This is a genomic window from Kribbella sp. NPDC051718 (genome assembly GCF_040681515.1).
Lineage (GTDB): Bacteria > Actinomycetota > Actinomycetes > Propionibacteriales > Kribbellaceae > Kribbella.
The window spans coordinates 1-20,635 of sequence record NZ_JBFAYZ010000014.1; the positions used below are offsets into that span (position 1 = coordinate 1).

At 67.6% G+C, this 20,635-nt stretch carries 22 protein-coding genes; 12 read left to right on the plus strand and 10 right to left on the minus strand.

Going from position 1 to position 20,635, the window contains the following annotated elements:
• The first annotated feature begins 115 nt into the window (after positions 1-115).
• Together AB0M15_RS36900 and AB0M15_RS36905 are read left to right on the plus strand one after the other, a co-directional pair.
• Positions 116-745 (plus strand): hypothetical protein, encoded by a 630-nt coding sequence (locus AB0M15_RS36900; protein WP_363829936.1) that lies wholly within the window; start codon positions 116-118, stop codon positions 743-745.
• Between the two features lie 93 nt (positions 746-838).
• Entirely contained in the window at positions 839-1,405 is a 567-nt protein-coding gene (locus AB0M15_RS36905; RefSeq protein WP_363829941.1) for a dihydrofolate reductase family protein, read from the plus strand.
• A 23-nt stretch (positions 1,406-1,428) separates the two neighbouring features.
• On the opposite strand, the gene AB0M15_RS36910 is transcribed toward AB0M15_RS36905, so the two are convergent.
• Entirely contained in the window at positions 1,429-1,830 is a 402-nt protein-coding gene (locus AB0M15_RS36910) for a VOC family protein (protein WP_363829944.1), read from the minus strand.
• Positions 1,831-2,335: 505 nt separating this feature from the next.
• On the opposite strand from AB0M15_RS36910, the gene AB0M15_RS36915 reads away from it, so the two are divergent.
• A complete protein-coding gene (locus AB0M15_RS36915; RefSeq protein WP_363829947.1) occupies positions 2,336-2,962 on the plus strand; it encodes a hypothetical protein in 627 nt (208 codons plus the stop codon).
• Here AB0M15_RS36915 and AB0M15_RS36920 read toward each other — a convergent pair.
• Complete coding sequence (locus AB0M15_RS36920; protein WP_363829950.1) at positions 2,959-3,744, minus strand: polysaccharide deacetylase family protein; 786 nt, start codon at positions 3,742-3,744, stop codon at positions 2,959-2,961. The two genes, AB0M15_RS36915 and AB0M15_RS36920, sit on opposite strands and share 4 nt — an antisense overlap.
• Positions 3,745-3,902: 158 nt before the next feature.
• On the opposite strand from AB0M15_RS36920, the gene AB0M15_RS36925 reads away from it, so the two are divergent.
• Positions 3,903-5,804: a 5'-nucleotidase C-terminal domain-containing protein gene (locus tag AB0M15_RS36925; protein ID WP_363829953.1), complete on the plus strand. Its 1,902-nt coding sequence runs from the start codon at positions 3,903-3,905 to the stop codon at positions 5,802-5,804.
• Here the strand turns inward: AB0M15_RS36925 and AB0M15_RS36930 are convergent, their stop codons facing one another.
• Both AB0M15_RS36930 and AB0M15_RS36935 read right to left on the minus strand, forming a co-directional pair.
• A complete protein-coding gene (locus AB0M15_RS36930) occupies positions 5,805-6,068 on the minus strand; it encodes a PLD nuclease N-terminal domain-containing protein (protein ID WP_363829956.1) in 264 nt (87 codons plus the stop codon).
• Positions 6,068-7,525, minus strand: a complete 1,458-nt coding sequence (locus tag AB0M15_RS36935) for a M1 family metallopeptidase (protein ID WP_363829960.1) — start codon at positions 7,523-7,525, stop codon at positions 6,068-6,070. Before AB0M15_RS36935 ends, AB0M15_RS36930 begins: the two co-directional genes overlap by 1 nt.
• Positions 7,526-8,232: 707 nt before the next feature.
• Between AB0M15_RS36935 and AB0M15_RS36940 the strand changes: the two genes are divergently transcribed.
• The 6 genes from AB0M15_RS36940 (at position 8,233) to AB0M15_RS36965 (ending at position 14,133) form a co-directional block, all read left to right on the plus strand.
• Positions 8,233-9,417 (plus strand): histidine kinase, encoded by a 1,185-nt coding sequence (locus AB0M15_RS36940; RefSeq protein WP_363829963.1) that lies wholly within the window; start codon positions 8,233-8,235, stop codon positions 9,415-9,417.
• On the plus strand, positions 9,417-10,073 hold the full coding sequence (locus tag AB0M15_RS36945) for a response regulator transcription factor (protein ID WP_363829966.1): 657 nt from the start codon (positions 9,417-9,419) through the stop codon (positions 10,071-10,073). The genes AB0M15_RS36940 and AB0M15_RS36945 overlap by 1 nt, the downstream gene beginning before the upstream one ends.
• Before the next feature lie 40 nt (positions 10,074-10,113).
• Positions 10,114-10,797 (plus strand): GntR family transcriptional regulator, encoded by a 684-nt coding sequence (locus AB0M15_RS36950; RefSeq protein WP_363829969.1) that lies wholly within the window; start codon positions 10,114-10,116, stop codon positions 10,795-10,797.
• A complete protein-coding gene (locus tag AB0M15_RS36955) occupies positions 10,794-11,552 on the plus strand; it encodes a creatininase family protein (RefSeq protein ID WP_363829973.1) in 759 nt (252 codons plus the stop codon). The genes AB0M15_RS36950 and AB0M15_RS36955 overlap by 4 nt, the downstream gene beginning before the upstream one ends.
• A gap of 125 nt (positions 11,553-11,677) precedes the next feature.
• On the plus strand, positions 11,678-12,598 hold the full coding sequence (locus AB0M15_RS36960) for a prolyl oligopeptidase family serine peptidase (RefSeq protein ID WP_363829976.1): 921 nt from the start codon (positions 11,678-11,680) through the stop codon (positions 12,596-12,598).
• On the plus strand, positions 12,595-14,133 hold the full coding sequence (locus AB0M15_RS36965; protein ID WP_363829979.1) for an AbgT family transporter: 1,539 nt from the start codon (positions 12,595-12,597) through the stop codon (positions 14,131-14,133). Before AB0M15_RS36960 ends, AB0M15_RS36965 begins: the two co-directional genes overlap by 4 nt.
• Here AB0M15_RS36965 and AB0M15_RS36970 read toward each other — a convergent pair.
• From AB0M15_RS36970 to AB0M15_RS36990, 5 genes are all read right to left on the minus strand, one after another.
• Positions 14,126-14,704: a nicotinamidase gene (locus AB0M15_RS36970; RefSeq protein WP_363829982.1), complete on the minus strand. Its 579-nt coding sequence runs from the start codon at positions 14,702-14,704 to the stop codon at positions 14,126-14,128. The genes AB0M15_RS36965 and AB0M15_RS36970 overlap by 8 nt on opposite strands.
• Before the next feature lie 56 nt (positions 14,705-14,760).
• Positions 14,761-15,405: a helix-turn-helix domain-containing protein gene (locus tag AB0M15_RS36975; protein ID WP_363829986.1), complete on the minus strand. Its 645-nt coding sequence runs from the start codon at positions 15,403-15,405 to the stop codon at positions 14,761-14,763.
• A gap of 7 nt (positions 15,406-15,412) precedes the next feature.
• On the minus strand, positions 15,413-16,417 hold the full coding sequence (locus AB0M15_RS36980; RefSeq protein ID WP_363829991.1) for an NAD-dependent epimerase/dehydratase family protein: 1,005 nt from the start codon (positions 16,415-16,417) through the stop codon (positions 15,413-15,415).
• Positions 16,418-16,509: 92 nt separating this feature from the next.
• Positions 16,510-17,280: an SDR family oxidoreductase gene (locus AB0M15_RS36985; RefSeq protein ID WP_363829994.1), complete on the minus strand. Its 771-nt coding sequence runs from the start codon at positions 17,278-17,280 to the stop codon at positions 16,510-16,512.
• 85 nt (positions 17,281-17,365) lie between these two features.
• Positions 17,366-18,904 carry a hypothetical protein gene (locus AB0M15_RS36990; RefSeq protein WP_363829996.1) on the minus strand — a complete coding sequence of 513 codons (1,539 nt, stop codon included), beginning with the start codon at positions 18,902-18,904 and terminating at the stop codon, positions 17,366-17,368.
• Between the two features lie 178 nt (positions 18,905-19,082).
• Here AB0M15_RS36990 and AB0M15_RS36995 point away from each other — a divergent pair, with 178 nt between their 5' ends.
• Positions 19,083-19,841 carry an AIM24 family protein gene (locus AB0M15_RS36995; RefSeq protein WP_363829999.1) on the plus strand — a complete coding sequence of 253 codons (759 nt, stop codon included), beginning with the start codon at positions 19,083-19,085 and terminating at the stop codon, positions 19,839-19,841.
• A gap of 105 nt (positions 19,842-19,946) precedes the next feature.
• Here the strand turns inward: AB0M15_RS36995 and AB0M15_RS37000 are convergent, their stop codons facing one another.
• Positions 19,947-20,075 (minus strand): hypothetical protein, encoded by a 129-nt coding sequence (locus AB0M15_RS37000; protein ID WP_363830002.1) that lies wholly within the window; start codon positions 20,073-20,075, stop codon positions 19,947-19,949.
• Positions 20,076-20,443: 368 nt separating this feature from the next.
• Between AB0M15_RS37000 and AB0M15_RS37005 the strand changes: the two genes are divergently transcribed.
• Positions 20,444-20,575 (plus strand): hypothetical protein, encoded by a 132-nt coding sequence (locus tag AB0M15_RS37005; RefSeq protein ID WP_343980427.1) that lies wholly within the window; start codon positions 20,444-20,446, stop codon positions 20,573-20,575.
• Positions 20,576-20,635 lie beyond the last annotated feature (60 nt).

Below are 20,635 nucleotides of genomic sequence, written 5' to 3' on the forward strand. Positions count from 1 at the left end.
GCCCGCGGATGATCGCTCAATTCTCAGGAATCACCACGTGTTCCAGTCGGTGGCAAGACCACCCGCGGGCACACACCCAACCTAAATGTCGGTGGGGGCCGTTAGGTTCGCGGGTATGGGCGCTTCGTGGAGTACAGCGTTGGCTTCGGTCGCTGAGAAGTTGAACGCGGGCCGGATCGAGTGGATGTTGCTCGGTAGTGCGGCGACGGCGCTGCGCGGGGTGGCGATCGTTCCGGGCGATATCGATATCGCGATTCTGACGGCCGATGACGTCATCCGCGCCGCCGGTGTCCTGCCTACGCCGGACGTGGTCGGGGCGGTTGAGTCCGGCGGATTTGTACCGGCTGACTGGATCAGTACGGTGGCCGAGCCCGTGCGTCGGTTCGGTGATGCCGGCGCGCGGTGGACGTTTGGGCGGTGGTACGTCGAGGGGGTCAAGGTCGAGTTGGCGCACATCGATGCACCCGCGGCGGCTGCGTTGATGGTCGAGACACGCGCGCCGCTCGTCTGGCAGGAGCGCGAGACTCTCAGCTGCCACGGACAGGCCATCCCGACCGTACCGATCGAGGTGCAGCTCGCGACGATGGTTGCCCGGCAGCAGGATGCGCGGATCGACGCGACCCTTGCCGGCATCGACACCGGGCTGCTCAAGGTGCCGCTCCTGCGCCGCGCGATCCGGGACAAGCGGTCTGAAGTCCCCGGGATGGTGGTTCCCGAGTCGGTGCAAGGCCTCGGTTTGAAATAGATGTGGTTGGGATGTCGAGAGTGGCATGGTGGCTTCGTCCCAGGGGTGAAGGCGGCCGGTGTGGCCGCGCATCGTTGGTACGGAGGAAGAGACATGCGCAAGCTCGTAGTGCAGCAGTGGGTGACTGTGGACAACATCGCGGCGGAGGAGGACGGCGGGCTCAGCTTTGTGTCGGGGGAGCCGTTTTCTGAGAAGACGGACCCGGCTTTCAAGGCGAGCATGATGGGTTTCGGGGACTCGATCGACACGATGATTCTCGGCGCGAACACCTATCAGCAGGCCAAGGATTACTGGCCGTACGCCGAGGAGCAGGGTGAGTGGGGGGAGAAGCTCAACAACCTCACCAAGTACGTCGCCTCGTCGACGCTGGATGACGCGCCCTGGGGTGACTTCTCGGCGGCGACCGTGACGCGCGACCCGGTCACCACCGTTCAGGAGCTCAAGGAGCAGGAGGGCAAGGACCTCTGGCTGTGGGGGAGCCTGAGACTCATGCACTCCCTGCTGGCCGCCGGCGCCGTCGACGAAGTACGGATGCTGGTGTGCCCGGCGTCTCGCGGCAAGGGAACCCGGGTCTTCGAGGACACCCACAACCTGAACCTGCTCGAGGCCACGTCATTCGGGAACGGCCTGGCGCTGGTCCGCTACGAGGTCGAGAACTAGGGCTCGTCAGGCCCTGCGCCGGGTCAGGCGAAGTCGGATTTGGTGATGCCGTCGGGGTGACCGGCCGGCCATTGGACGAGTTCGATGCGATAGCCGTCCGGGTCGGTGATCCAGCAGGTCCGCGGGCCGGGATTCTCGACCGGGCCTGCTTCGATGCCCTTGGCGGCGAGATCGGCGCGGGTCGCGTCCAGGGATTCGACCTGGATCACCAGATGGTTGATACCGACACCGGGACCGGTTGCGCCGGTTGCCGGGTCGTAGACCAGTTCGATGGTCACGTAGTCGTCGCCGGGCAGCTGGAGCATGGTCAGCTTCCCGTACGCCGTGCCGTCGACGGTACCGACGATCTCGTAGCCGACGGCGGTGTAGAACGCGAGCGACCGCTCCAACTCACTGACCCGCAACCCGACGTGCAAGGTACGCATACCCGACACCGTAGTACCCCAGCGGCGCACACCAGCACGACCGTCCGCACCCAGTTCCGAACCGGGAGCCGATGCTCGGCAGCGGCCAGCGGCCAGCGGCCAGCGGGCAGCGGACGCCGGGCGCCGTTGGCTCACCACCTGCACATCGCAGTGCGCCGGCGAGGTTATCGCCGGCTGGGCGACGCGGTGTGTCAGCGAGGTTATCGCCGGCTGGGCGACGCGGTGTGTCAGCGAGGTCGTCGCCGCCCGGGCAACGCAGTGCACCCTGCGAGATCGTCGACGCCCGCGCAACGCAGTGCGCCCCTGAGATCGACAGTTCCCCGGCGGCACGGCCGACCAGCCGGGCGGTCGCTCTTGAGCGGGCGACGTAGGAGCCCGCGCTCGGGTGGCTGGGAGCTGGGCGCAGAGGGAGCGACCTAGGAGCGGACGTTGCGGCAGGCGTGGGGAGTACTTACATAGACCGTGTCGGTGGGCGGGGGAACCCTGGGGCTGAGATGGTTGGGGGATGAGCGAGCAGGTTCCGGTGCAGACGTTTGTGGTCGGCATCGATCGGGGTGCGGTGTTGCAGCGGCGGGCTGTGGTCAGCAAGGTGCAGCGGCGGGGGGCCTGGGTGACGTTGGTGATCGGTGCTTTGGGCATCGTGCTGGCGTTGTATGCGCTGGTCGCGTTCCAGGGGGCCGGGATGTGGCCGTTCTCGTTGTTGTTGATCGCGGCAATGGCTCCGCTGGTGGTCAGTACGCTGCTGGCGCTCAAGCTGGACAAGGAGCGGCAGCGGTGGTTCGCGGCCAACGAGTTGCCGCCGGTGGCGATGCGGATGTCGCCCAAGGCGCTGGAGCTGGCGTGTGAGGGCGCGGCGTACCCGGTGATCCTGCCCTGGACGGCGGTCAAGGGGTTCAAGCAGGTCAAGATCTTCGGGCAGTTCGTGCTCGAGCTGCAGCTGGCACCCGGGATCGGGGCGACCACCGCCGGAGTACGGGGGCTGGATCAGCCTGCGGTCCGTACGGTCGTGAAGCCGAGCCCGCTGCTCAAACCGACCGGCCTGTACCTGGTCAAGGCCCTCGACCAGCCGGTCCACGTGATCGACCAGGCCCTGAAACACTTCTCCGGCGGCAAGGCCTCGGTCACCAGCTAGCAGGGGAGCGAGCGGAAGGTGTAGCCGCGGGCGGTCAGCTTCGTGAGGGCCCGGTCCAGCGCCGCGACGGTCTGGGTGCGGGTGCCGCCGCCGTCGTGCATCAGGATGATCGCGCCGGGGCGGGCGCCGCGCAGGATCTCGTGCTCGATCGCTGCCGCGCCCGGCTTCTCCCAGTCGTTGGTGTCGACGTCCCAGAGGATCTGCCGCTGGTGGTTCGCCGCGGCGACCGCTGCCACCGTCGCGTTCGTGTCGCGGTACGGCGGCCGGAAGCACTTCGACTTCACGCCGCTGAAGATCTCCTCGCGGATCCGCTTGAGCGGCAGATGCGTGAGCATCGGGTGGTCCCAGCTGTGGTTGCCGATGTGGTGCCCCTGGCTGCGGGTCAGCTCGACCAGCTCCGGATGCGCCGCGGCCTCGCGTCCCAGGACGAAGAAGGTCGCCTTCGCGTGGTGCCGCGCGAGCACGCGCAGAACCTGAGGCGTGTACGTCACCTGCGGCCCGTCGTCGAAGGTCAGGTACAGCACCTTGCCGTCGTTCGTCAGCGTCCAGTCGTCGGCGGCGACCGCGGTCGAGCCGGTCCGCTGGCTCTTCCGCCCGGCCCGATGGACCGGCTTGGCCGTCTTCGCCACCGTCGAGATCTTCAGCGGCGGGGGCCCGGCCGGCCCGGCTGCGACCAGGTGATCGGTGGGCAGCGGCAGGGAGGACGGATTGGCGGCTTGGGCGAGGGCAGCGACGAACAGAATGGCGGCAATCATGAAGAGTTTGCCGGGCGGCAAGGTCATTGCTGCATCCTCTCGTGCCGACAGGACCATCCGAGCACCACCCCCCGGCGTTTCGCACGTATCGTGCGTGTCGGGGCAGGCCGGGCCGGGCCCACAGGTACCGGTGGCCGGTCCAGCAGCAGCTCAGCCAGAACCCGACGACGCGTGAGGCGACAGTGATGACGGACAGCGACCAGACGATTGCCGGTACTGGGGCCGGCGACCCGGCGAACCAGGCAGACGGAGCAGTGGACCGCAACATGGGCAGGCGAACGGTGATCGGTGGGGCCGCCGCGGTGCTCGCCGCTGCCGGTTTCCAGGCGGCTCCGGCGTACGCCGGCAAGCCCAAGGACCCGGAGGTGGTCCGGCTCACGATCATGGGCACCACCGACCTGCACGGCAACGTCTTCAACTGGGACTACTTCAAGAACGCCGAGTACGACGACACAGCGCACAACGACATCGGCCTGGCCAAGGTCGCGACCCTGGTGAAGGCCGTCCGGGCCCGGATCAAGGCCACCCGGCACGCGCCCGACCCGCTGATGATCGACGCCGGCGACACCATCCAGGGCACCCCGCTGGCGTACTACTTCGCCAAGATCCAGCCCATCACCGGCGGGCACCGGCACCCGATGGCCGCGGCGATGAACGAGATCGAGTACGACGCCGCCGCGCTCGGCAACCACGAGTTCAACTACGGCCTCGACATCCTGCGCAAGTTCCAGAGCCAGCTGCACTTCCCGCTGCTCGGCGCCAACGCCCAGGACTGGACGACCGGCCTGCCGGTCTTCCCGCCGTACGTGCTGAAGAAGGTCCAGGTGCACGGCCAGGGCACGGTCACGGTCGGCATCCTCGGCCTGACCAACCCCGGCATCGCGATCTGGGACAAGGCGAACGTCGAGAACAAGATCAAGTTCGGCGGCATCGTCGAGCTCGCCAAGGAATGGGTGCCGAAGGTCCGCGCGGCCGGCGCCGACGTGGTGATCGTCTCCGCGCACTCCGGGATGGACCTGTCCTCCTCGTACGGCGATGCGCTCCCGGTACCCGAGAACGCCTCCGTCCTGATGGCCGAGACCGTCCCCGGCATCGACGCGGTCCTGGTCGGGCACGCGCACCTCGAGATCCCGCAGCGGCTCGTGACGAACAAGGTCAGCGGCGAGCAGGTCGTCCTGACCGAGCCGCTCAAGTGGGGCATGCGGCTGTCCCTGATCGACCTCGACCTGCAGAAGGTCGGCGGCAAGTGGAAGGTCCTCGCCCGGGCCAGCCAGGTGCTGAACGCGAACACGGTCACGTCCGACCCCAAGGTGGTCCGGATCCTGCAGGAGGACCACGACAAGGTCGTCAACTACGTCAACTCCAAGATCGGCACCTGCACCCAGGCGATGTCCGCCGCGACCGCGCCCTGGGAGGACACGGCCGCGCTCGACTTCGTCAACTTCATCCAGGCCGACGCCGTCAGCAAGGCTCTGGCCGGTACGCCGCAAGCCGCGTTGCCGGTGCTCGCGATCGCGGCTCCGTTCAACCGCGCGGCCGCGATCCCCGCCGGTGACGTCTCGATCCGCGACGTCGCCGGGCTGTACATCTTCGACAACACGCTGCTCGCGGTCACCATGACCGGCGCTCAGGTGAAGGACTACCTGGAGTTCTCCGCCCAGTACTTCAAGCAGGTCAGCGGTCCGGGACCGTTCCCGGCCGACCAGGTCACCAACGCGGTCACGCCAACCGCTCCGGGCGGTACGCCGGACTACAACTACGACATCATGGGCGGCCTGACCAAGCCGCTGGCGTACAAGATCGACATCGCCAAGGCTCCCGGCGCCCGGATCACCGACCTCAGCTACGACGGCGCACCGGTGGCCGCGGACCAGCAGTTCGTCGTTGCCGTCAACAACTACCGCCAGTCCGGCGGTGGCAACTTCCCGCACGTCAAGACCGCGCCGGTCGTCTACAACCGGCAGGTCGAGATCCGCCAGCTGATGATCGACTACGTCACCGCCACCGGTCAGGTGAACCCCGACGCCTTCCACACCACCGACTGGTCGCTGACCTCCAACGGTGCTCCCGTGGTGGTCACCGCCTGATCAGCGGTACGCCGAGACGTACGCGTTGCGTTTGCCGATCAGGAACCAGCAGATGCTGCCGATGAAGGGGGCGATGAAGATGAAGACGACCCAGACCAGCTTCATCCCCCCGCTCATCGGTGCGCCGAGTGAACTGATCAGCGCGCCCAGGACGAGCAGGGCGTAGGCGAGCAGGAGACCCACCAGCAGTGCGGCACCGACCACTCCGAGGGTGTCGTTGGTCGTGCTGCTGGTGGCGTGGGCGATCGCGAGGGTGGTGTTCATCAGGCTGCCTTTGCGGGAGTGCTGTGCCAGTCCGGATGGCCTGGCATGGGTGGGGTGGTCGCGCCGTAGATCCAGGCACGGAAGTAGTGCGTGAGGTCGCGTCCGCTGACCTCGTTGGCGGTGTCGATGTAGTCCTGCGTGCTGGCGTTGCCGTCGCGGTAGCGGTCGAAGAAGGTCTGCTCGATCTTTTGGAAGGTCTGCTCGCCGACGATCGTGTCGAGGCCGGTGAGCATCAGCTGCCCAGGTACGTCGGTGTCGAACAGGACCGCGAGCTGGCTGTTCAGGTGGCCCATCGGGCCGGCGTCGTGGCGTGACTGTTGATCGGCTTCGTACAGGTCCTTGAGCTCTTTGGTGAGATCGGTGAAGCCGCGGGAGGCGTCGTACTTGCGTTCGTAGTACCGGGCATGGCCTTCGCTGATCCACATGTCGTCCCAGCTTCGGGGGGAGACCGCGTCACCGAAGTACTGGTGGGTCATCTCGTGGACCAGGGTGCCTGCTTCGTCCTTGGCCGGGAGGGAGAGCGGGAGACCGAAGGTGGACAGGCCGGCCGTTTCGAGCGCGACGCCGTCGTAGATCGTGGTCAGCCCTAGTGCGCCGTACTGCTCGTAGGGGAAGGGCCTGCCGATCTGCTTCTCGAGCCAGGCGAGTTGTTGCGGGGTCTCGATCGCGTTGGCCTGCATTGCGTCGGTGTAGGACTTGCCCTGGAACTCGGCGAGGCCGAGGTAGCTGCGGATCGGGAGTCCGTGCGGGCCGGTCTGTTTGATCTCGCGGAACTTGCCGACCGCGATCGCCACCACGTCGGTCTTGATCGGGTGCTGCGTTCGGTAGACCCAGGTCGTGGTCTTTGGATGCTTGTACTCCGCGACGAGGCGCCCGCTGGCGACGCCGGTGCGGTCGTTCGGGGTGGTGATGCGGATCGTGTACTGCGCTTTGTCGCTCGGGTGATCGTTGGACGGGAAGACGACGTGCGCGCGATTCGGCTGGCCCATGACGCCGAACCCGTCCGGCGTCTCGTTCCAGACGGTGAACGGGTTGGCCACTCCTGGTGGCAGGTTGAGGCCCGGTGATACAGGGTTTTGCGCCCGGTCGGCGGTGTAGACGACTCGGACGGTGAACGGCAGATGCCTGTACAACGTGCGCTTCGGCGTGATGGTCAGCTTCTCGCCAACCAGCTTGTACTTCGCCTCTCGCCCGTTGACTGTCACTGAGTTGATCCGCTGCCCAGCCGAGTCGACACTGAACCGCGTCAGCGACTGGGTGGCCATCGCCCGCATCGTCACCACACCCGGCATCTGGGTGGTACCGACCTGGTAGCCAAGACTCACGTCATAGCTCAACGCGTCATACCCACCATTCCCCAACCCCGGAAACAGTCGATCTCCCAGATCAGCCGCACCCGGCGCCGGTGCCGCGTCAGCTGTCGCGAGCCCAAACGGGAGCAGCAGAACAGTTGCCATCAGCAAACTTGCGCCTCGGACCATCCTCTTCATTGCCATAGGCCCAGACTGCCGCGCCTACACCCCGCTCCACATCCGCCGAAAACCGCAAACCTCCGTACTACCAAAGTCCTAGACACCCGGGCCGGAAGTTCCCCACGCGCTCTCCCACGCCTGCTCCTGCGTCGCAGGCTGGTTCGAGCGCTCCCGCCCGCCCGTGCTTTGCGCTCCTGCGTCGCGCGGTGCGACCACCTGGGTGGCTGGCCGGCTGGGCCGGGTGAGGTGGTGGGGTGGATCCCACGCGGCCTCCGATGCCCGCTCCTGCGTCGCGTGCTTGTTCGAGCGCTCCCGCCCGCCCGTGTTCTTGCGCTCCTGCGTCGCGCGATGCGACCACCTGGGTGGCCGGCCGACTGGGCGGGCGTGAGGTGGTGGGGTATTCCGTGGGCTCGCCGGCGCCGGTCCCTTTGATCTCGCGGGCAATTGCCGACCGCCCTGGGAGGGCTGGCGGGCGGCTCGCCTCGGTCGCGAGGCCGACCGGAATCGGAGGCTGCGCGGGAGCAATCCATCACGTGCATCCCACCAGGCTGGCCAATGCGACGGTGGTCGCGTCGCGCGACGCAGGAGCGCCAAGTACCGGCGGGCGGGAGCGCTCGAACGTGCCTGCGACGCAGGAGCAGGTATCGGAGGGTGCGTGGGGAAACACCTGCGGAAGGCTCTACCGTAGAGCTATGCGGCTTTCTTGGTGGGAGGGGAAGCGGTGGGTTGTTGCCTTTGACATCTTGGTGGCCGCCGGCCTGACCGTCCTCCCGTTCCTGGAGGACAAAGGGCCGGCGGTGAAATGGACCAGCGTGCTGGTCAGCCTTGTGGTGTTCGGTGGGTTTGTAGTGCGGCGGAGGTTTCCGCTTGTTGCTGTGGCGGTTACGCCGGTCGGGTTGGCATTTCCGAGCCTCCAGATCATGATCGCCGCCTACACCGTGGCGAGCCGGAAGGGCCTTCGGTGGCAGGCTCTCGCGTCGGCCGTGTACTGCTCGGTGGTTGTAGTGGTATGGCCGGTGCCAAGGCGGGATGCCTACAGCTGGCCTGAGGCGCTTGCCTCTTGTGTGTTGTTTGTGGGCGCCCCGATGATGCTCGGGTTGTGGGTCTATCAACGCCGCGCACTGCTGCAAGCCTTGCGGGATCGAGCGGATCAGGCTGAGCGGGAGCGGGATCTGCGGGCCGAGCGGGTGGTCGTCGCCGAGCGGCGGAGGATTGCTCGGGAGATGCATGATGTGGTCGCGCATCGGGTCAGTGCGATCGCGTTGCAGTCCGGTGCGTTGACGATGACGGCGCCCGACGAGCACACCGAGCAGGTGGCCGAGGTGATCCGCAGGAGCAGTACGGCGGCGCTGACCGAATTGCGGGAGATCCTCCAGGTACTACGTGACGAGCAGCCGGGCGAGCCGAGTCACGTCGCGCCGGCGCTGAGCGCAGTACCGGTGCTGGTCGATGACGCCCGTGCGACCGGCCTCGACGTGCAACTCGAACTGCCGGACCCGGTACCTGAGCCAGCACCCGCCGCTGGCCGCGCGGCGTATCGGGTGGTGCAGGAGGCGCTCACCAATGCGGCAAAGCACGCGCCGGGGCAACCGGTCAGCGTCGTGATCACAGCCGACGCGGATGAACTGGTGGTCGAGGTGACGAACCCGCGAGAGGCGACGCGACGTGCGGGGGAAGCGCCCAGCGGCGGGTCTCTGGGGCTGGTTGTCGTCGATGAAAAGCGTGGTCGAGCCGCGGACGGAGGCGTGCCTGGTTCGGGGTACGGGCTGGTGGGGATGCGCGAACGCGTCTCGCTGGCGGGTGGGCAGCTGGAGGCCGGGTGGGTCGAGGATCGGTTCCGGATCCGGGCAGTACTTCCGATGAAGGTGGCGGAGTGATGATCAAGGTGGTGCTGCTCGACGATGAGGAGCTGGTGCGGAACGGGATCCGGTTGATCCTGCAGGCGGGTGGCGGTGCCGAGGTGGTTGCCGAGGACACCAATGGGGCGAACGTGGTCGAGCTCGTCACGAAGTACGAGCCGGATCTGGTGCTGACGGATATCCAGATGCCGCAGGTCAATGGGATCGAGGTGACTCGGTTGGTGACTGCGCTGCCGGATCCGCCGCCGGTGGTGGTGCTGACGACGTTCGACCTGGATGAATACGTTTACGAGGCGTTGCAGGCGGGGGCGAGTGGGTTCTTGCTGAAAGACATCGCGCCGCGGGCGCTGGTCGAGGCGGTTCAGACGGTCGTCGCGGGCGAGGCGATGCTGTCGCCCCGGATCACTCGGCGGTTGATCAGTGCCTATACAGCGCGCCCGGCACCCGGCAGCGCACCGGTGGGCGAGGCGGCTGAGGCGCTCAAAGCGCTGACGCCTCGGGAGCGGGAGGTCGCGATCACGGTCGCCGAGGGGCTGAGCAATGCGGAGATCGCTGAGCGGCTGTCGGTGAGCGAGTCGACGGTCAAGGTGCACCTCGGGCATGTGATGGCGAAGCTCGCCCTGCCGAACCGGACCAAGCTCGCCCTGCTGATCCACGATGCCGGTCTGATCTGAGGTCTTGACCCGGGAAGAGAGCAAGTGATTTAGTCACTTTGTGACTAACTCAACGGTGGCGCCCAGCTTGTCGGACCGGTTGACCGAGGCGATCCTCGGCATCATCCGGGACGCCGACCTGGGTCCGGGCGATGCGATCCCGTCGGCCCGCGAGTTGGCGAAGCGGTTCGAAATCACCACCCCGACCATCCGCGAGGCCCTCCGCAAACTGGAGGCCACCGGAGCCGTCGAGTTCCGCCACGGCTCGGGAACCTACGTCGGCCCGACCATCAACAACGTCGTCCTCGCCAACCCCCACCGCCCACCGATCACCAAAGAGTCGGTCCTCCAACTGATAGGAGCCCGCCTCCTCCTCGAGCCTGCAGTCGCCGCCCAAGCGGCCACAGCTTCTCAGTCTTTGGAGAAGTTGGAGGCGGCGGTTACCAATGCGTTGACGCCTCCGGGTGGGCCCGCATTTGCGCTCAACTTCCACGTCGAGTTGGCGGCCGCGACCGGTAACCCGGTGGTCGAGGAGTTGATTGGGAGCTTGCTGAAGGTGCGGGTGCGGGAGCAGCAGCAGATCAGGCAGTTGTATGACAACCGGAAGCGGGACTACGAGGAGCACCGGGCGATCTTCGAGGCTGTGAAGAGTGGGGACGCCGTCGCGGCCGAGCAGCTGACCCGTGAGCACCTCGATCACATCCGCACCGCCATCGAGGCCGCCGCCTTCCCGGAGTTGCCATGAGCAACAAGCTTGCGGAGATGACGACCGACCAGGCGCGCGACGCCGTCCGGCTGGCGCCGCTGGTGATCATTCCGGTCGGCGCCCAGGAGCAGCACGGTGGTGGGATGGCGATGTCGACCGACACTGTCCGTGCGGAGGGCCTCGCCGACCTCGTGGCCAACAGGCTCGACGGTCGCGCTGTGATCGCGCCGCCAGTCAACTACGGCGTCTCCCCACACCACATGGCTTTCGCCGGCACAGTGACATTGTCCCCGGCAACCTTCCAGTCCGTACTCCGTGACGTCGTCGCCAGCCTTCACCAGCACGGTTGGCGCCAGTTCCTCGTCATCACCGGCCACGGCGGCAACAACGCAGCGCTGTCGGTACTGGCTCAGGAGTACCTCCTGCAACCCGATCTCACCTTCGCGTGGACACCCATCACGCCTCTGGTCTCCGACCTCATCGCAGGCATGGAGGTCAGCCAGGTGCACGGCCATGCAGGCGAGGCGGAGACCGCCCAGATGTTGTACCTCGCGCCCGAACTCGTCCAGCCAGAACTCCTGGAGCCCGGCGCGACCCAGCTCGACGAACTACCCCCGAAAGCCCGGCTGTCCCGGCAGGCCCAAGGTCCACGCCTGTCCGTCGGGTTCGATGCGTATCACAAGCGTGGCGTCCTGGGTGATCCCCGACGTGCCACTGCCGAGGACGGCCGGCTCCTGGTCGAGACCGCCGCAGACCGTATCGCCGCCTTCGCCGACGAGTTGCTCTCGGCCTGACCCCGCCGGCACCCAAGCCCAGGGCCGGAACCACGTAGTACCGACACAAGATCACTGGATCGCCCGATGCGTTCCAGGCGCGAGCCTGCCCGCCTGCAGGCCGCCGGCCCGAGGAGGCACCCCTGATGAACCTCGCACGCCCGAAAACCTTTGCCGCCCTGCTGATGACGGCCGGCCTGGTGACCGCTGCCACCACGTTGCCCACAGCAACAGCTGCCCAGCCGTCGAGCCACAGCGCAGGATGCGGCAAGCAGGCCGCGCCGACCGGCGACTACACCGTCGAGAGCGGCGGTCTCACCAGGACCTATCGCCTGCACGTCCCGGACAACTACAAGCCGTCCAAACAGTACCCGCTCATCCTGGTCTTCCACGGCCGCGGCAAGACCGGCGCGCAGACCGAGGCGTTCTCCGACCTGTCGAAGCTCGACGCGGTCGTTGCCTATCCCAACGGTGTGATCGGTGACGAGAACAAGCAGGCCTGGCAGGGCGCGCCATACGCGGCGAAAGGCGTCGACGACGTGAAGTTCACTGCCGACCTGCTGGATCAGCTCGAGGGCAAGTACTGCGTCGATACCCGGACCGTCTACGCGACCGGCAAGTCCAACGGCGCCGGCTTCACCGGCATCTTGGCCTGCCGGATGGCCGACCGGTTCGCCGCGATCGCCCCGGTCTCCGGCGCGTTCTACATCGAGGGCACCCGCTGCGCCCCGAGCCGGCCGGTCCCGGTGCTCGACCTCCACGGCACCGGCGACACCACGATCCCGTACGGCGGCGACGGCCAGCGCGACCTGCCGGACGTCCAGACCTGGGTCCGCGACTGGTCGGTCCGCAACCACTGCGACCAGAACCCGCGCACATCGCAGCAGGGTGACGATGTCCTCAAGTTCACGTACAAGGGCTGCGACGCCGATGTCGTCCACGTCGCCGTGACGGATGGTGGACACAGTTGGCCGGGCTCGGACGCAGCGTCCGGTCCTGGATACGTCACCCAGACCTTCGAGGCCCACGAGTTGATCGGCAACTTCTTCAAGGCGCACAAACGATGACCACCACCGCGACCGAGCCGAAGAAGGACCTGCCCCGCCTGGTCCGCGGGATGGCCGTGATCGAGCGGGCCGGCAACGCGCTGCCGCATCCGTTCTGGCTGTTCTGGATCCTGTCCGCGATCCTCGCCGTGGTGAGCGCGATCCTGGCCGCGCTGGACGTCTCGGTGCTGTCGCCGAAGGACGGCAAGGTCGTCGCGGTGCAGAACCTGCTGTCCGGCGACGGCCTGCAGATGGCCGTCTCGACGGCGGTCTCGAACTTCGCCGAGTTCCCGCCGATGGCCACCATCGTCGTGGTGATCATGGGCGTCGCGCTGGCCGAGCGGACCGGATTCCTGCAGTCGCTGATGAAGGTCAGCGTGTCCCGGGTGCCGACCTCGATGGTGGTCTTCGCGGTCGCCTTCGCCGGCACGATGGCGCACGTCGCGTCGGCCGCGGCGTACATCATCCTGGTACCGCTCGGCGGGCTGGCCTTCCGCGCGGTCGGCCGGTCGCCGATCCTGGGGGTCGTGGTCGCGTACACCGCGATCGCCTCCGGGTACGACGCCAGCCCGATCCCGACCCCGAACGACGCGATCTTCGCCGGTATCACCGAAGCGGCGGCAAAGACGATCGACCCGAACGCATCCATCTCCCCGTTGTCGAACTGGTTCTTCAACATCGCCTCGTCGATCCTGCTGGCACTCGTCATCACGCTCGTCACCCGGCTGGTGCTGAGCAAGCGCGACGATCTCGACGCCGATCCGGACGCGCCCGGCGAGGATCCGGACGCACTGACCCTTTCCGACCGCGAGCGGACCGGGTTGCTCAGGGCAACGGTTGTCTTCGTGATCGCCGCGCTCGCGATCATCGCCGTACTGATCCCGCACAGCTCCCCGCTGCGGGGCGAGAACGGCAGCATCGTCGAGTCGCCGTTCCTGGACGGGATCGCGATGGTGGTCGCCGTGCTCTTCGGGCTGGTCGGCATCACCTACGGCGTCACGGTCGGCGTGATCGAGAAGGCCGGCGACGTACCGAAGCTGATGGCCGAGGGGATCAAGCAGATGGCGCCGGTCCTGGTGCTGTTCTTCGCGATCGCCCAGTTCCTCGCGTACTTCAGCTGGAGCCGGATCGGCGACCTGCTGTCGGCCGAGTCGGCCCGCTGGCTGGGCGAGCTCGGCGCCCCGAAGATCGTCATCTTCCTCGGCATCCTGATCCTGCTGACGCTGATCAACATCCTGGTCACCAGCGGCTCGGCGATGTGGTCGCTGACCGCGCCGATCCTGGTCCCGATGATGCTGCTGCTCAGCGTCCCCGCCGAAACCACCCAGGCGCTCTTCCGCATCGCCGACTCCGGCTCGACAGCCATCACACCGATGAGCCCGTACTTCGTGATGGCGCTGGGCTTCCTGCAGCGCTACCGCAAGGACGCGGGCGTCGGCACCCTGGCGTCGTACACCGTCCCACTGGCGATCGCGATGACCGTCGCGTGGACCTTGCTCTTCCTCGCCTGGTGGGCGCTCGGTATCCCGCTCGGCCCCGGCGCGCCGGTCAGGTAAGGGCGACGCCCGCGGTACGGAGGTCGACGAGAGTCTGTTCGGTGCTGGCCGGTGCCACCCCTGCGGTGAGGCCGGTCAGCACCGTCGTACGGAAGCCTTCCCGGTTGGCGTCGAGGGCGGTCGCGCGGACGCAGTAGTCGGTGGCGATACCGCAGACGTCGACCTGGGTGATCTCCTTCTCACGGAGCCAGTCGGCCAGCGGCTTGCCGTTCTCGTGGCATTTGCCTTCGAAACCGGAGTACGCCGCGGCGTATTCGCCCTTGTCGAAGATCGCGTCGAAGGGCTGCGGGTCGAGGTTGGGATGGAAGCCCACGCCATCGGTGCCGGCGACGCAATGCACCGGCCAGGAGTTCACGAAGTCGGGCGTCTCGGAGAAGTGGTCGCCCGGGTCGATGTGGTGGTCGCGGGTGGCGACCACGTAGTCGTAGTCCCGGTCGTGTGGCTCGGCGTCGTGCCAGCGGTGCAGCAGTTCGCCGATCCGGAAGGCGACGTCCGCGCCGCCGCTGACCGCCAGACTCCCGCCTTCGCAGAAGTCGTTCTGCACATCGACCACGATCAGCGCCCGGGCCATCACAACACTCCTTCAAAGAAGAGTCTTTGACCCCACCGTACAAGCCCGCGACCTGGTCAGCGCTGAGGTTTGCCTGCTTTCAGGATGGTGTCCAGCGCCTCGGCAGGCGGTGGAGCAGCCGGTAGCGGCGGTCGATCGGTCGCTCGGAGGCCGTCCAGGATGAGCGCCAGATAGCGCCGCCAGAGGTCGGGGGAGACGTCCCGGGTCATCTCGTACGCCGGTCCCAGCAGGGCGAAGATCGCCGCGATGTCCTGCGGCGCGGCGTCGGCCCGGACCGCCCCGGCCTCCTGAGCCCGGGTGAAAAGCGTCGTGACGTCGGCGACGATCCCGGGCCAGATCTGGTCCTGCCGCTCGGGGTCGCCGAGGCCGGTCAGCCGCTCGTACAGCCCTCGATCCTCCGCCTGCCGGGCGCTGTTGCGCTCGAAGAACGTGACCAGGGCGTCCCACGGATCCTCGATCGCCAGGCAGTCCCGCGCGTCGGCGGCGATCTGCTCGGTCGCGTCGGCCAGGACGACGGCCGCCAGCGCCTGCTTGTTGGGGAAGTGCCGGTACGCCGTACCGACGCCGACCCCGGCGTGCCGCGCGACATCGTCGAGGGTGGCACCGAAGCCCCGTTCGGCGAACACCGCCCGGGCGCTGTCGATCAACCGCGCCCGGTTGCGGACCGAGTCCTTCCTTGGTCCCTTCACCTCACTGCTCACGGGTTCATCAGATCACTTTCCAGTCGAGCAGGCTGCGCCCGCAGGCCACCACCGTCTCGGCGGCGGGCCGGGCCTTCCAGCCGAGGACCCGCTCGGCCTTGGCGGTGCTGTGCTGGTTGCGCCGGCCCAGCGAGACGACAATCGAGCGCAGCGGCTTGTCGAAGAGCGCGGAGAGCCGCACCACGAAGTCGGGCAGTTGGCGGGTCTTCACCTGCGCGCCGTCCGCGCCCAGCCCGTTCTGCAGCTCGACCGCCATGTCCCGCATCCAGAGGAACTCACCGGTCGCGAGGAACCGCTGCCCGGCCGCTTCGGGTGACGTCATCGCGCGGATATGGATGTCGGCCAGGTCGCGGACGTCGACGATCTCGAGCCCGATCCGCGGCGTACCGGGCATCTTGCCGCCGACCATCCGGGCGATGATCTGCACCGACCCGAGATTGCCCGTGCTCAGGATCGGCCCGAAGACCGCACCGGGCAGGATCGTGGTCAGCAGCCCCGGCTTGCCCGCGCCCTCGACGAAGGCCCAGGCGGCCTTCTCCGCAACGGTTTTCGACCGGCGGTAGGGGATCAGGGTCGGGTCGTCGGGGTCGGTCCAGAGGGTCTCGTCGGTGATGCCCTCTTCCTGGTAACTCGACGGGCTCGCGGCGTTCGCCGCCGAGGTCATCACGACCCGCTTGACGTCAGCCTTCGCGGCGGCGCGTAGTACGCGGAGAGCACCGTCGCGCGCGGGCGTGATCAGGTCTTCCTGACCGCCCAGCGGCGACGCGACGTGCAGCACGTAGTCGACCCCGGCGACCGCCTCGTCCCAGCCTTCGTCGCTGGTCAGGTCCGCGACCGCGAAGCTCAGCCGATCGCCCGGATCGACGACGGTTCCGACCGCGTCGCGGACCGTCTGCTCCTTCTTCAGGCTGCGCACGGTGGTTCGTACGTCGTACCCGCGCTGCAGCAACGCCGTGACGCACCAGCCGGCCACGTACCCCGTGCCGCCGGTGACCAGCACCAACTCGTTCATGTCGACCTTCCCAGTTAACGGAGATGGCATCTCCGGTTCTCTTCGAGCGTACACCCGAAGAGGAGATTCCATCTCCGTTTGACTGGAATGATCTACCCCACACGCACTGTGCCGCCGTTCACCCGGACGACCTCGCCCTGGGTGGAGGTGTTCCGGGCCGAGCAGAGGAAGACGATCGCGGCGGCGACGTCGGCGGCCTCGGGCAGGCGTCGCGCGGTGAACTTCTGCGCGAGCTCGCCGATCGCCTCGTCCGGGATCACCCGGTGGCTGCCGTTCTCGAGCGTGACGCCGGGCATCACGAGGTTGACCAGGACGCCGTCCTCGCCGAGATCGTGTTGCAGGCTGGCGACGAGTCCGTGCAGACCGGCCTTCGCGGCCGTGTACGCCCAGGCGCCGGCCATTCCGCGCTCGACCAGATCGGTTGAGAGAAGTACCAGCCGCCCCTGATCCGATTCGCGCAGCGCGGCAGCGGCGTGCTGGACGAGGCGGAAGTTCCCCGTCAGGTTGTCCCGCATCACCGGGAGCCACTGGTCCGGCTGGGCGTCCTCGATCCGCCGCGGCAGCTGGTGCGGAGTCGCGTTGCCCCAATTGACCGCGTTGCCTACCAGTACGTCGAGTCCGCCGAACCGCTCGATCGTCTGGCTCACGGCATCGGCGATCGACTCCGGCGTCCCCAGATCCAGCTGTACTGCGAACGCGTCGGCGCCGAGCGAGGCGACGACCTCGTCAGCGGCCTCCTTGCGTGAGTTGTAAGTGATCGCGACCCGGGCGCCCTCTCGCGCGAACGCCAGCGCGCTCTCCCGGCCGATCCCGGACGACCCGCCGGTCACCAGTACCCGTCTGCCCTGCAATCCCAGCTCCATCAAGCGTCTCCTCGCGGTAGAGTTGTCTCGTTAGCCGACTAAGAAATAAACTTAGCCGACTAACTAAACTCCGCGCAAGACGTTTTCAGCTGGAGAGGCGCTTCCTCACTTCCTCCAGGTCGCTGGTGACGGTGGCGAGGCGGGCGGTGTCACCGGCCTTGTACGCCGCCAGCTCAGCGCCGGCCGCCGTCGCCTGCTCGCGCAGCCGGCCGATCCGCCGGACGGTGTCAGCCTGCTCGCCGGACCGCTTCTTCCGGGCGGCCCAGAAGCCGTAGCCGCCGATGCCGATCAGAACCAGTCCGACCACGATCCAGAACGGATGCACGAGGAACCCGAGTCCGATCAGCACCAGGAGCCCGACCACGCCGAACCCGATCGGTCCGCGCAGATCCTGGGCGGACAGCGGCTGCACGGTCGCGGTGATCTCGGCCTCGGCCTTCGCGAGCGAGAGCCGGTCCGCGCCGTCCGTCGTCAGAGTCACCTGCCGCCACTCGATCTCCTTGCTCACCTGCGCCGGGGTCGGCAGGCTCGCGGTCTTGGCCAGATCCTCGGCGTCGGTCAGTACGGCGGCAGCGACCACCCGCAAGGCCGTCGCCGCGAGGTGCGGCTCGTTCACCTTGCCGAGGTCGGCCTCGAGCAGCTTGCCCAGCTCGCCGGCCGAGTCGCCGAGTGTGCCGTTGCTGGGCGCGCTTCCATTGGTGACCTTGGCGCGGAGCTCGCCGACGCGGGCGAGCATCTCCCGCTCGGGCTCGCTGCCTTCGGAGATCAGCAGCCTCAGCAGGGCGGACGTGCTGTCTGGGTCTGGGCTGTCGGGGACCGGCTTGTCGCCGGCGGCGTACGCGAGCGCACCGTCCGGCTCGAGCACGCTGGTGTCATTGCTGATCGCCTCGACCCCGGCACGCAGCCGGGCAAGGTCGGCGCCGGCCTTGAACTGGGTGGTGAACTCCTTGAACGGCGGCGCCGCGCTGACAGGAAGGCCGGTCGCCCGATCCTTCACCACCGCGGCCCAGCTCCCAGTCCCGGTGGTACCGGCCTTGAGCTGAGCGACGATCCACTGCTGGCCCTCGGCCCCGAATCCACCGCGCGCGGCCGCCGTCCAGAGCGCCCGCTGCGTGCGGGTGACGTTGCCTGCCGCCAGCTCGCCGAACGCGGTGCCCAGCCACTCGGCCCGGACCTCGTTGCGTCGCCCCAGCGCAGCCAGTGCGAGGCAGAGGAACGTACTGGTCCTGACCTCGTCCCGCTTCATCGCCTCGGTCAGCACGGCCTCGTCCAGAGCACCCGGCTCGCGAATCGCTTCCAAAGCAGGTGCGAGCCAGTACGCCGGTACGTCGCGACCCACCCGGGTCGGCGTCTCACCAGAGGCCAGCGTCGCCAGCACCTGACCCGCGTGCCGGCGTACCTCCGCCGCATCCGCGAAGCCGATCAGGCTCTCCCGGATGTCGGACAACTCGACGAACGCGTCGAATGCGGTCGTCAGCCGCTGCAACCTCGTCTCCATCGTCCCCTGTACCTGGGACAACCGAGACCGCAGACTCGAAGCCTCGGATGAAGCAGCCGCCATCTGGTCCCGGAGCTCTTCCAGCTCGCGGTTCTGGCGGTTGTCGGTGTACCAGTTGTTGGACATGGGCGCTCCCGTTCGATGGTTCCGGCGCGGAACAGCATCCCGTGCCGACGGGGTCAGTGGTCTACCGGGTCGGAAGGGCAGCGCTCTTGAGCTTTGGGGCAGGAAGGGACGGCACCGGGTGGGACCGGGCTGCGTCTGACCCTACGCTCGGGGTCATCTACACGAAGGGGGAATCGGCATGCGGAGCGAACTGTTCGCCGCGACGAACCAGGAACAGGAGTCGGCGCAGGCCGGCTTGCGGCTGCAGAACTCGAAGCTGCTCAAGGTCGAGCTGCGCGGTGAGGTCTTCGCCCGGCAAGGGGCGATGGTCGCCTACCAGGGGAACGTGCAGTTCGAAGCGCAGGGGGCGGGTGGGATCGGCAAGTTCCTGAAGCAGAAGCTCACCGGTGAAGGGATCCCGCTGATGAAGATGCGCGGGCAGGGCGACGTGTTCCTCGCCGACCGCGCCTCCGACATCTACCTGATCGACCTGGAGGGCCCGCACGACGGGCTCAGCATCAACGGTGCGAACGTGCTCGCCTTCGAGCCGACGCTGAGCTGGGACATCAAGATGGTCCAGGGCGCCGGGATGATGTCGAACTCGGGCCTGTTCAACTGCAACTTCGCCGGCCAGGGCCGGATCGCGATCACCTGCAAGGGCACCCCCGTCGTCCTGAACGTCGACCAGCCCACGTACGCCGACCCGCAGGCGGCCGTCTGCTGGTCGACCAGCCTGCAGACCGGGTACCAGCGCGCCGACTCGCTCGGCCTCGGCACCCTGCTCGGCCGGACCACCGGCGAAGCGTTCACGATGGCCTTCACCGGCCAGGGCTTCGTCGTCGTCCAGCCCTCGGAAGAACCGCCCGGCGGCCTCATCGGCGGCACCGGCGGCGGCCAGCAAGCCGGCCAGGAAGGCGGCGTAGCCGGCATGCTCGGCGGCCTCCTCGGCGGCCGCTGACCCACCAGCCGCCGGCCGACGCCGCGGTCGGCCGATCGGCCGCTACCCCAGACACCCGGCGCAGGCCCCCCAACGCCTGCGCCGGGCCCGGGTCTGTACCAGTCGTCAGCTCGGTTGGCGTCCACGAATGTCTGGGGTGACCATGTTGAGCACCGCCCAGTAGGCGTGTGCGTAGTTCTCCCGGATGCTCACGCCGGCCGTGACGAAGGCAATCCATCCGATCAATCGTTTCATGGACCAGAGCATCGGCCACCTGACTACTCGGTGCAACCGGTCGGTCACCGATGGGTATGTCCGAAACTACGCAAACGGTGACCCGAAATATCCGTCCGAGCATTACCCGGAATTACCCGAAGCTGCCACGAGTGTTTCATGGGGGCCGCCTGCAAGGAATCTGGGTAGTGATTACCCATTGACTGATTTCCCCTGTGTGGCAGGCTTCCTGAGCGGTGCGGCGATGGATCGCTTGCTTCAGAGAATGCCCAAAAAATACACTGAAATACCTTTGGCGGGCGCATTGGCTTTAATTGTCCGGAGTGCTCTAATCATCGCATTGCGGCGCCGTCGCAATGCGATGACCACCCAGACATCTGGAGGAAGTCATGGAGCAGAAGGCAGAGGTCCGCGAGCCACGGAAACTCGTGGTTCGCAAGCTGGAGAACCTCGACACGACGCTGATCATCACCGATCCGGGCGGTGGCGGCGGCGGGTGCCGCGACGCCACATGCGGCTAGCCGGTCAGTAAGGGCCGGGGCGCGGGCGACCGCGTCCCGGTTCACCGGCGATCGATACAC

Excerpts from the sequence above, each read along its gene's own strand:
- AB0M15_RS36925 (WP_363829953.1), top strand. The coding sequence starts at position 3,903 with ATGACGGACAGCGACCAGACGATTGCCGGTACTGGGGCCGGCGACCCG.
- AB0M15_RS36965 (WP_363829979.1), top strand. The coding sequence starts at position 12,595 with ATGACCACCACCGCGACCGAGCCGAAGAAGGACCTGCCCCGCCTGGTC.
- AB0M15_RS37005 (WP_343980427.1), top strand. The coding sequence starts at position 20,444 with ATGGAGCAGAAGGCAGAGGTCCGCGAGCCACGGAAACTCGTGGTTCGC.
- AB0M15_RS36920 (WP_363829950.1), bottom strand. The coding sequence starts at position 3,744 with ATGACCTTGCCGCCCGGCAAACTCTTCATGATTGCCGCCATTCTGTTC.
- AB0M15_RS36935 (WP_363829960.1), bottom strand. The coding sequence starts at position 7,525 with ATGGCAACTGTTCTGCTGCTCCCGTTTGGGCTCGCGACAGCTGACGCG.
- AB0M15_RS36990 (WP_363829996.1), bottom strand. The coding sequence starts at position 18,904 with ATGTCCAACAACTGGTACACCGACAACCGCCAGAACCGCGAGCTGGAA.
- AB0M15_RS36985 (WP_363829994.1), bottom strand. The coding sequence starts at position 17,280 with ATGGAGCTGGGATTGCAGGGCAGACGGGTACTGGTGACCGGCGGGTCG.
- AB0M15_RS37000 (WP_363830002.1), bottom strand. The coding sequence starts at position 20,075 with ATGAAACGATTGATCGGATGGATTGCCTTCGTCACGGCCGGCGTGAGC.
- AB0M15_RS36980 (WP_363829991.1), bottom strand. The coding sequence starts at position 16,417 with ATGAACGAGTTGGTGCTGGTCACCGGCGGCACGGGGTACGTGGCCGGC.
- AB0M15_RS36945 (WP_363829966.1), top strand. The coding sequence starts at position 9,417 with ATGATCAAGGTGGTGCTGCTCGACGATGAGGAGCTGGTGCGGAACGGG.
- AB0M15_RS36970 (WP_363829982.1), bottom strand. The coding sequence starts at position 14,704 with ATGGCCCGGGCGCTGATCGTGGTCGATGTGCAGAACGACTTCTGCGAA.
- AB0M15_RS36940 (WP_363829963.1), top strand. The coding sequence starts at position 8,233 with ATGCGGCTTTCTTGGTGGGAGGGGAAGCGGTGGGTTGTTGCCTTTGAC.
- AB0M15_RS36955 (WP_363829973.1), top strand. The coding sequence starts at position 10,794 with ATGAGCAACAAGCTTGCGGAGATGACGACCGACCAGGCGCGCGACGCC.
- AB0M15_RS36930 (WP_363829956.1), bottom strand. The coding sequence starts at position 6,068 with ATGAACACCACCCTCGCGATCGCCCACGCCACCAGCAGCACGACCAAC.
- AB0M15_RS36960 (WP_363829976.1), top strand. The coding sequence starts at position 11,678 with ATGAACCTCGCACGCCCGAAAACCTTTGCCGCCCTGCTGATGACGGCC.
- AB0M15_RS36910 (WP_363829944.1), bottom strand. The coding sequence starts at position 1,830 with ATGCGTACCTTGCACGTCGGGTTGCGGGTCAGTGAGTTGGAGCGGTCG.
- AB0M15_RS36900 (WP_363829936.1), top strand. The coding sequence starts at position 116 with ATGGGCGCTTCGTGGAGTACAGCGTTGGCTTCGGTCGCTGAGAAGTTG.
- AB0M15_RS36905 (WP_363829941.1), top strand. The coding sequence starts at position 839 with ATGCGCAAGCTCGTAGTGCAGCAGTGGGTGACTGTGGACAACATCGCG.
- AB0M15_RS36915 (WP_363829947.1), top strand. The coding sequence starts at position 2,336 with ATGAGCGAGCAGGTTCCGGTGCAGACGTTTGTGGTCGGCATCGATCGG.
- AB0M15_RS36995 (WP_363829999.1), top strand. The coding sequence starts at position 19,083 with ATGCGGAGCGAACTGTTCGCCGCGACGAACCAGGAACAGGAGTCGGCG.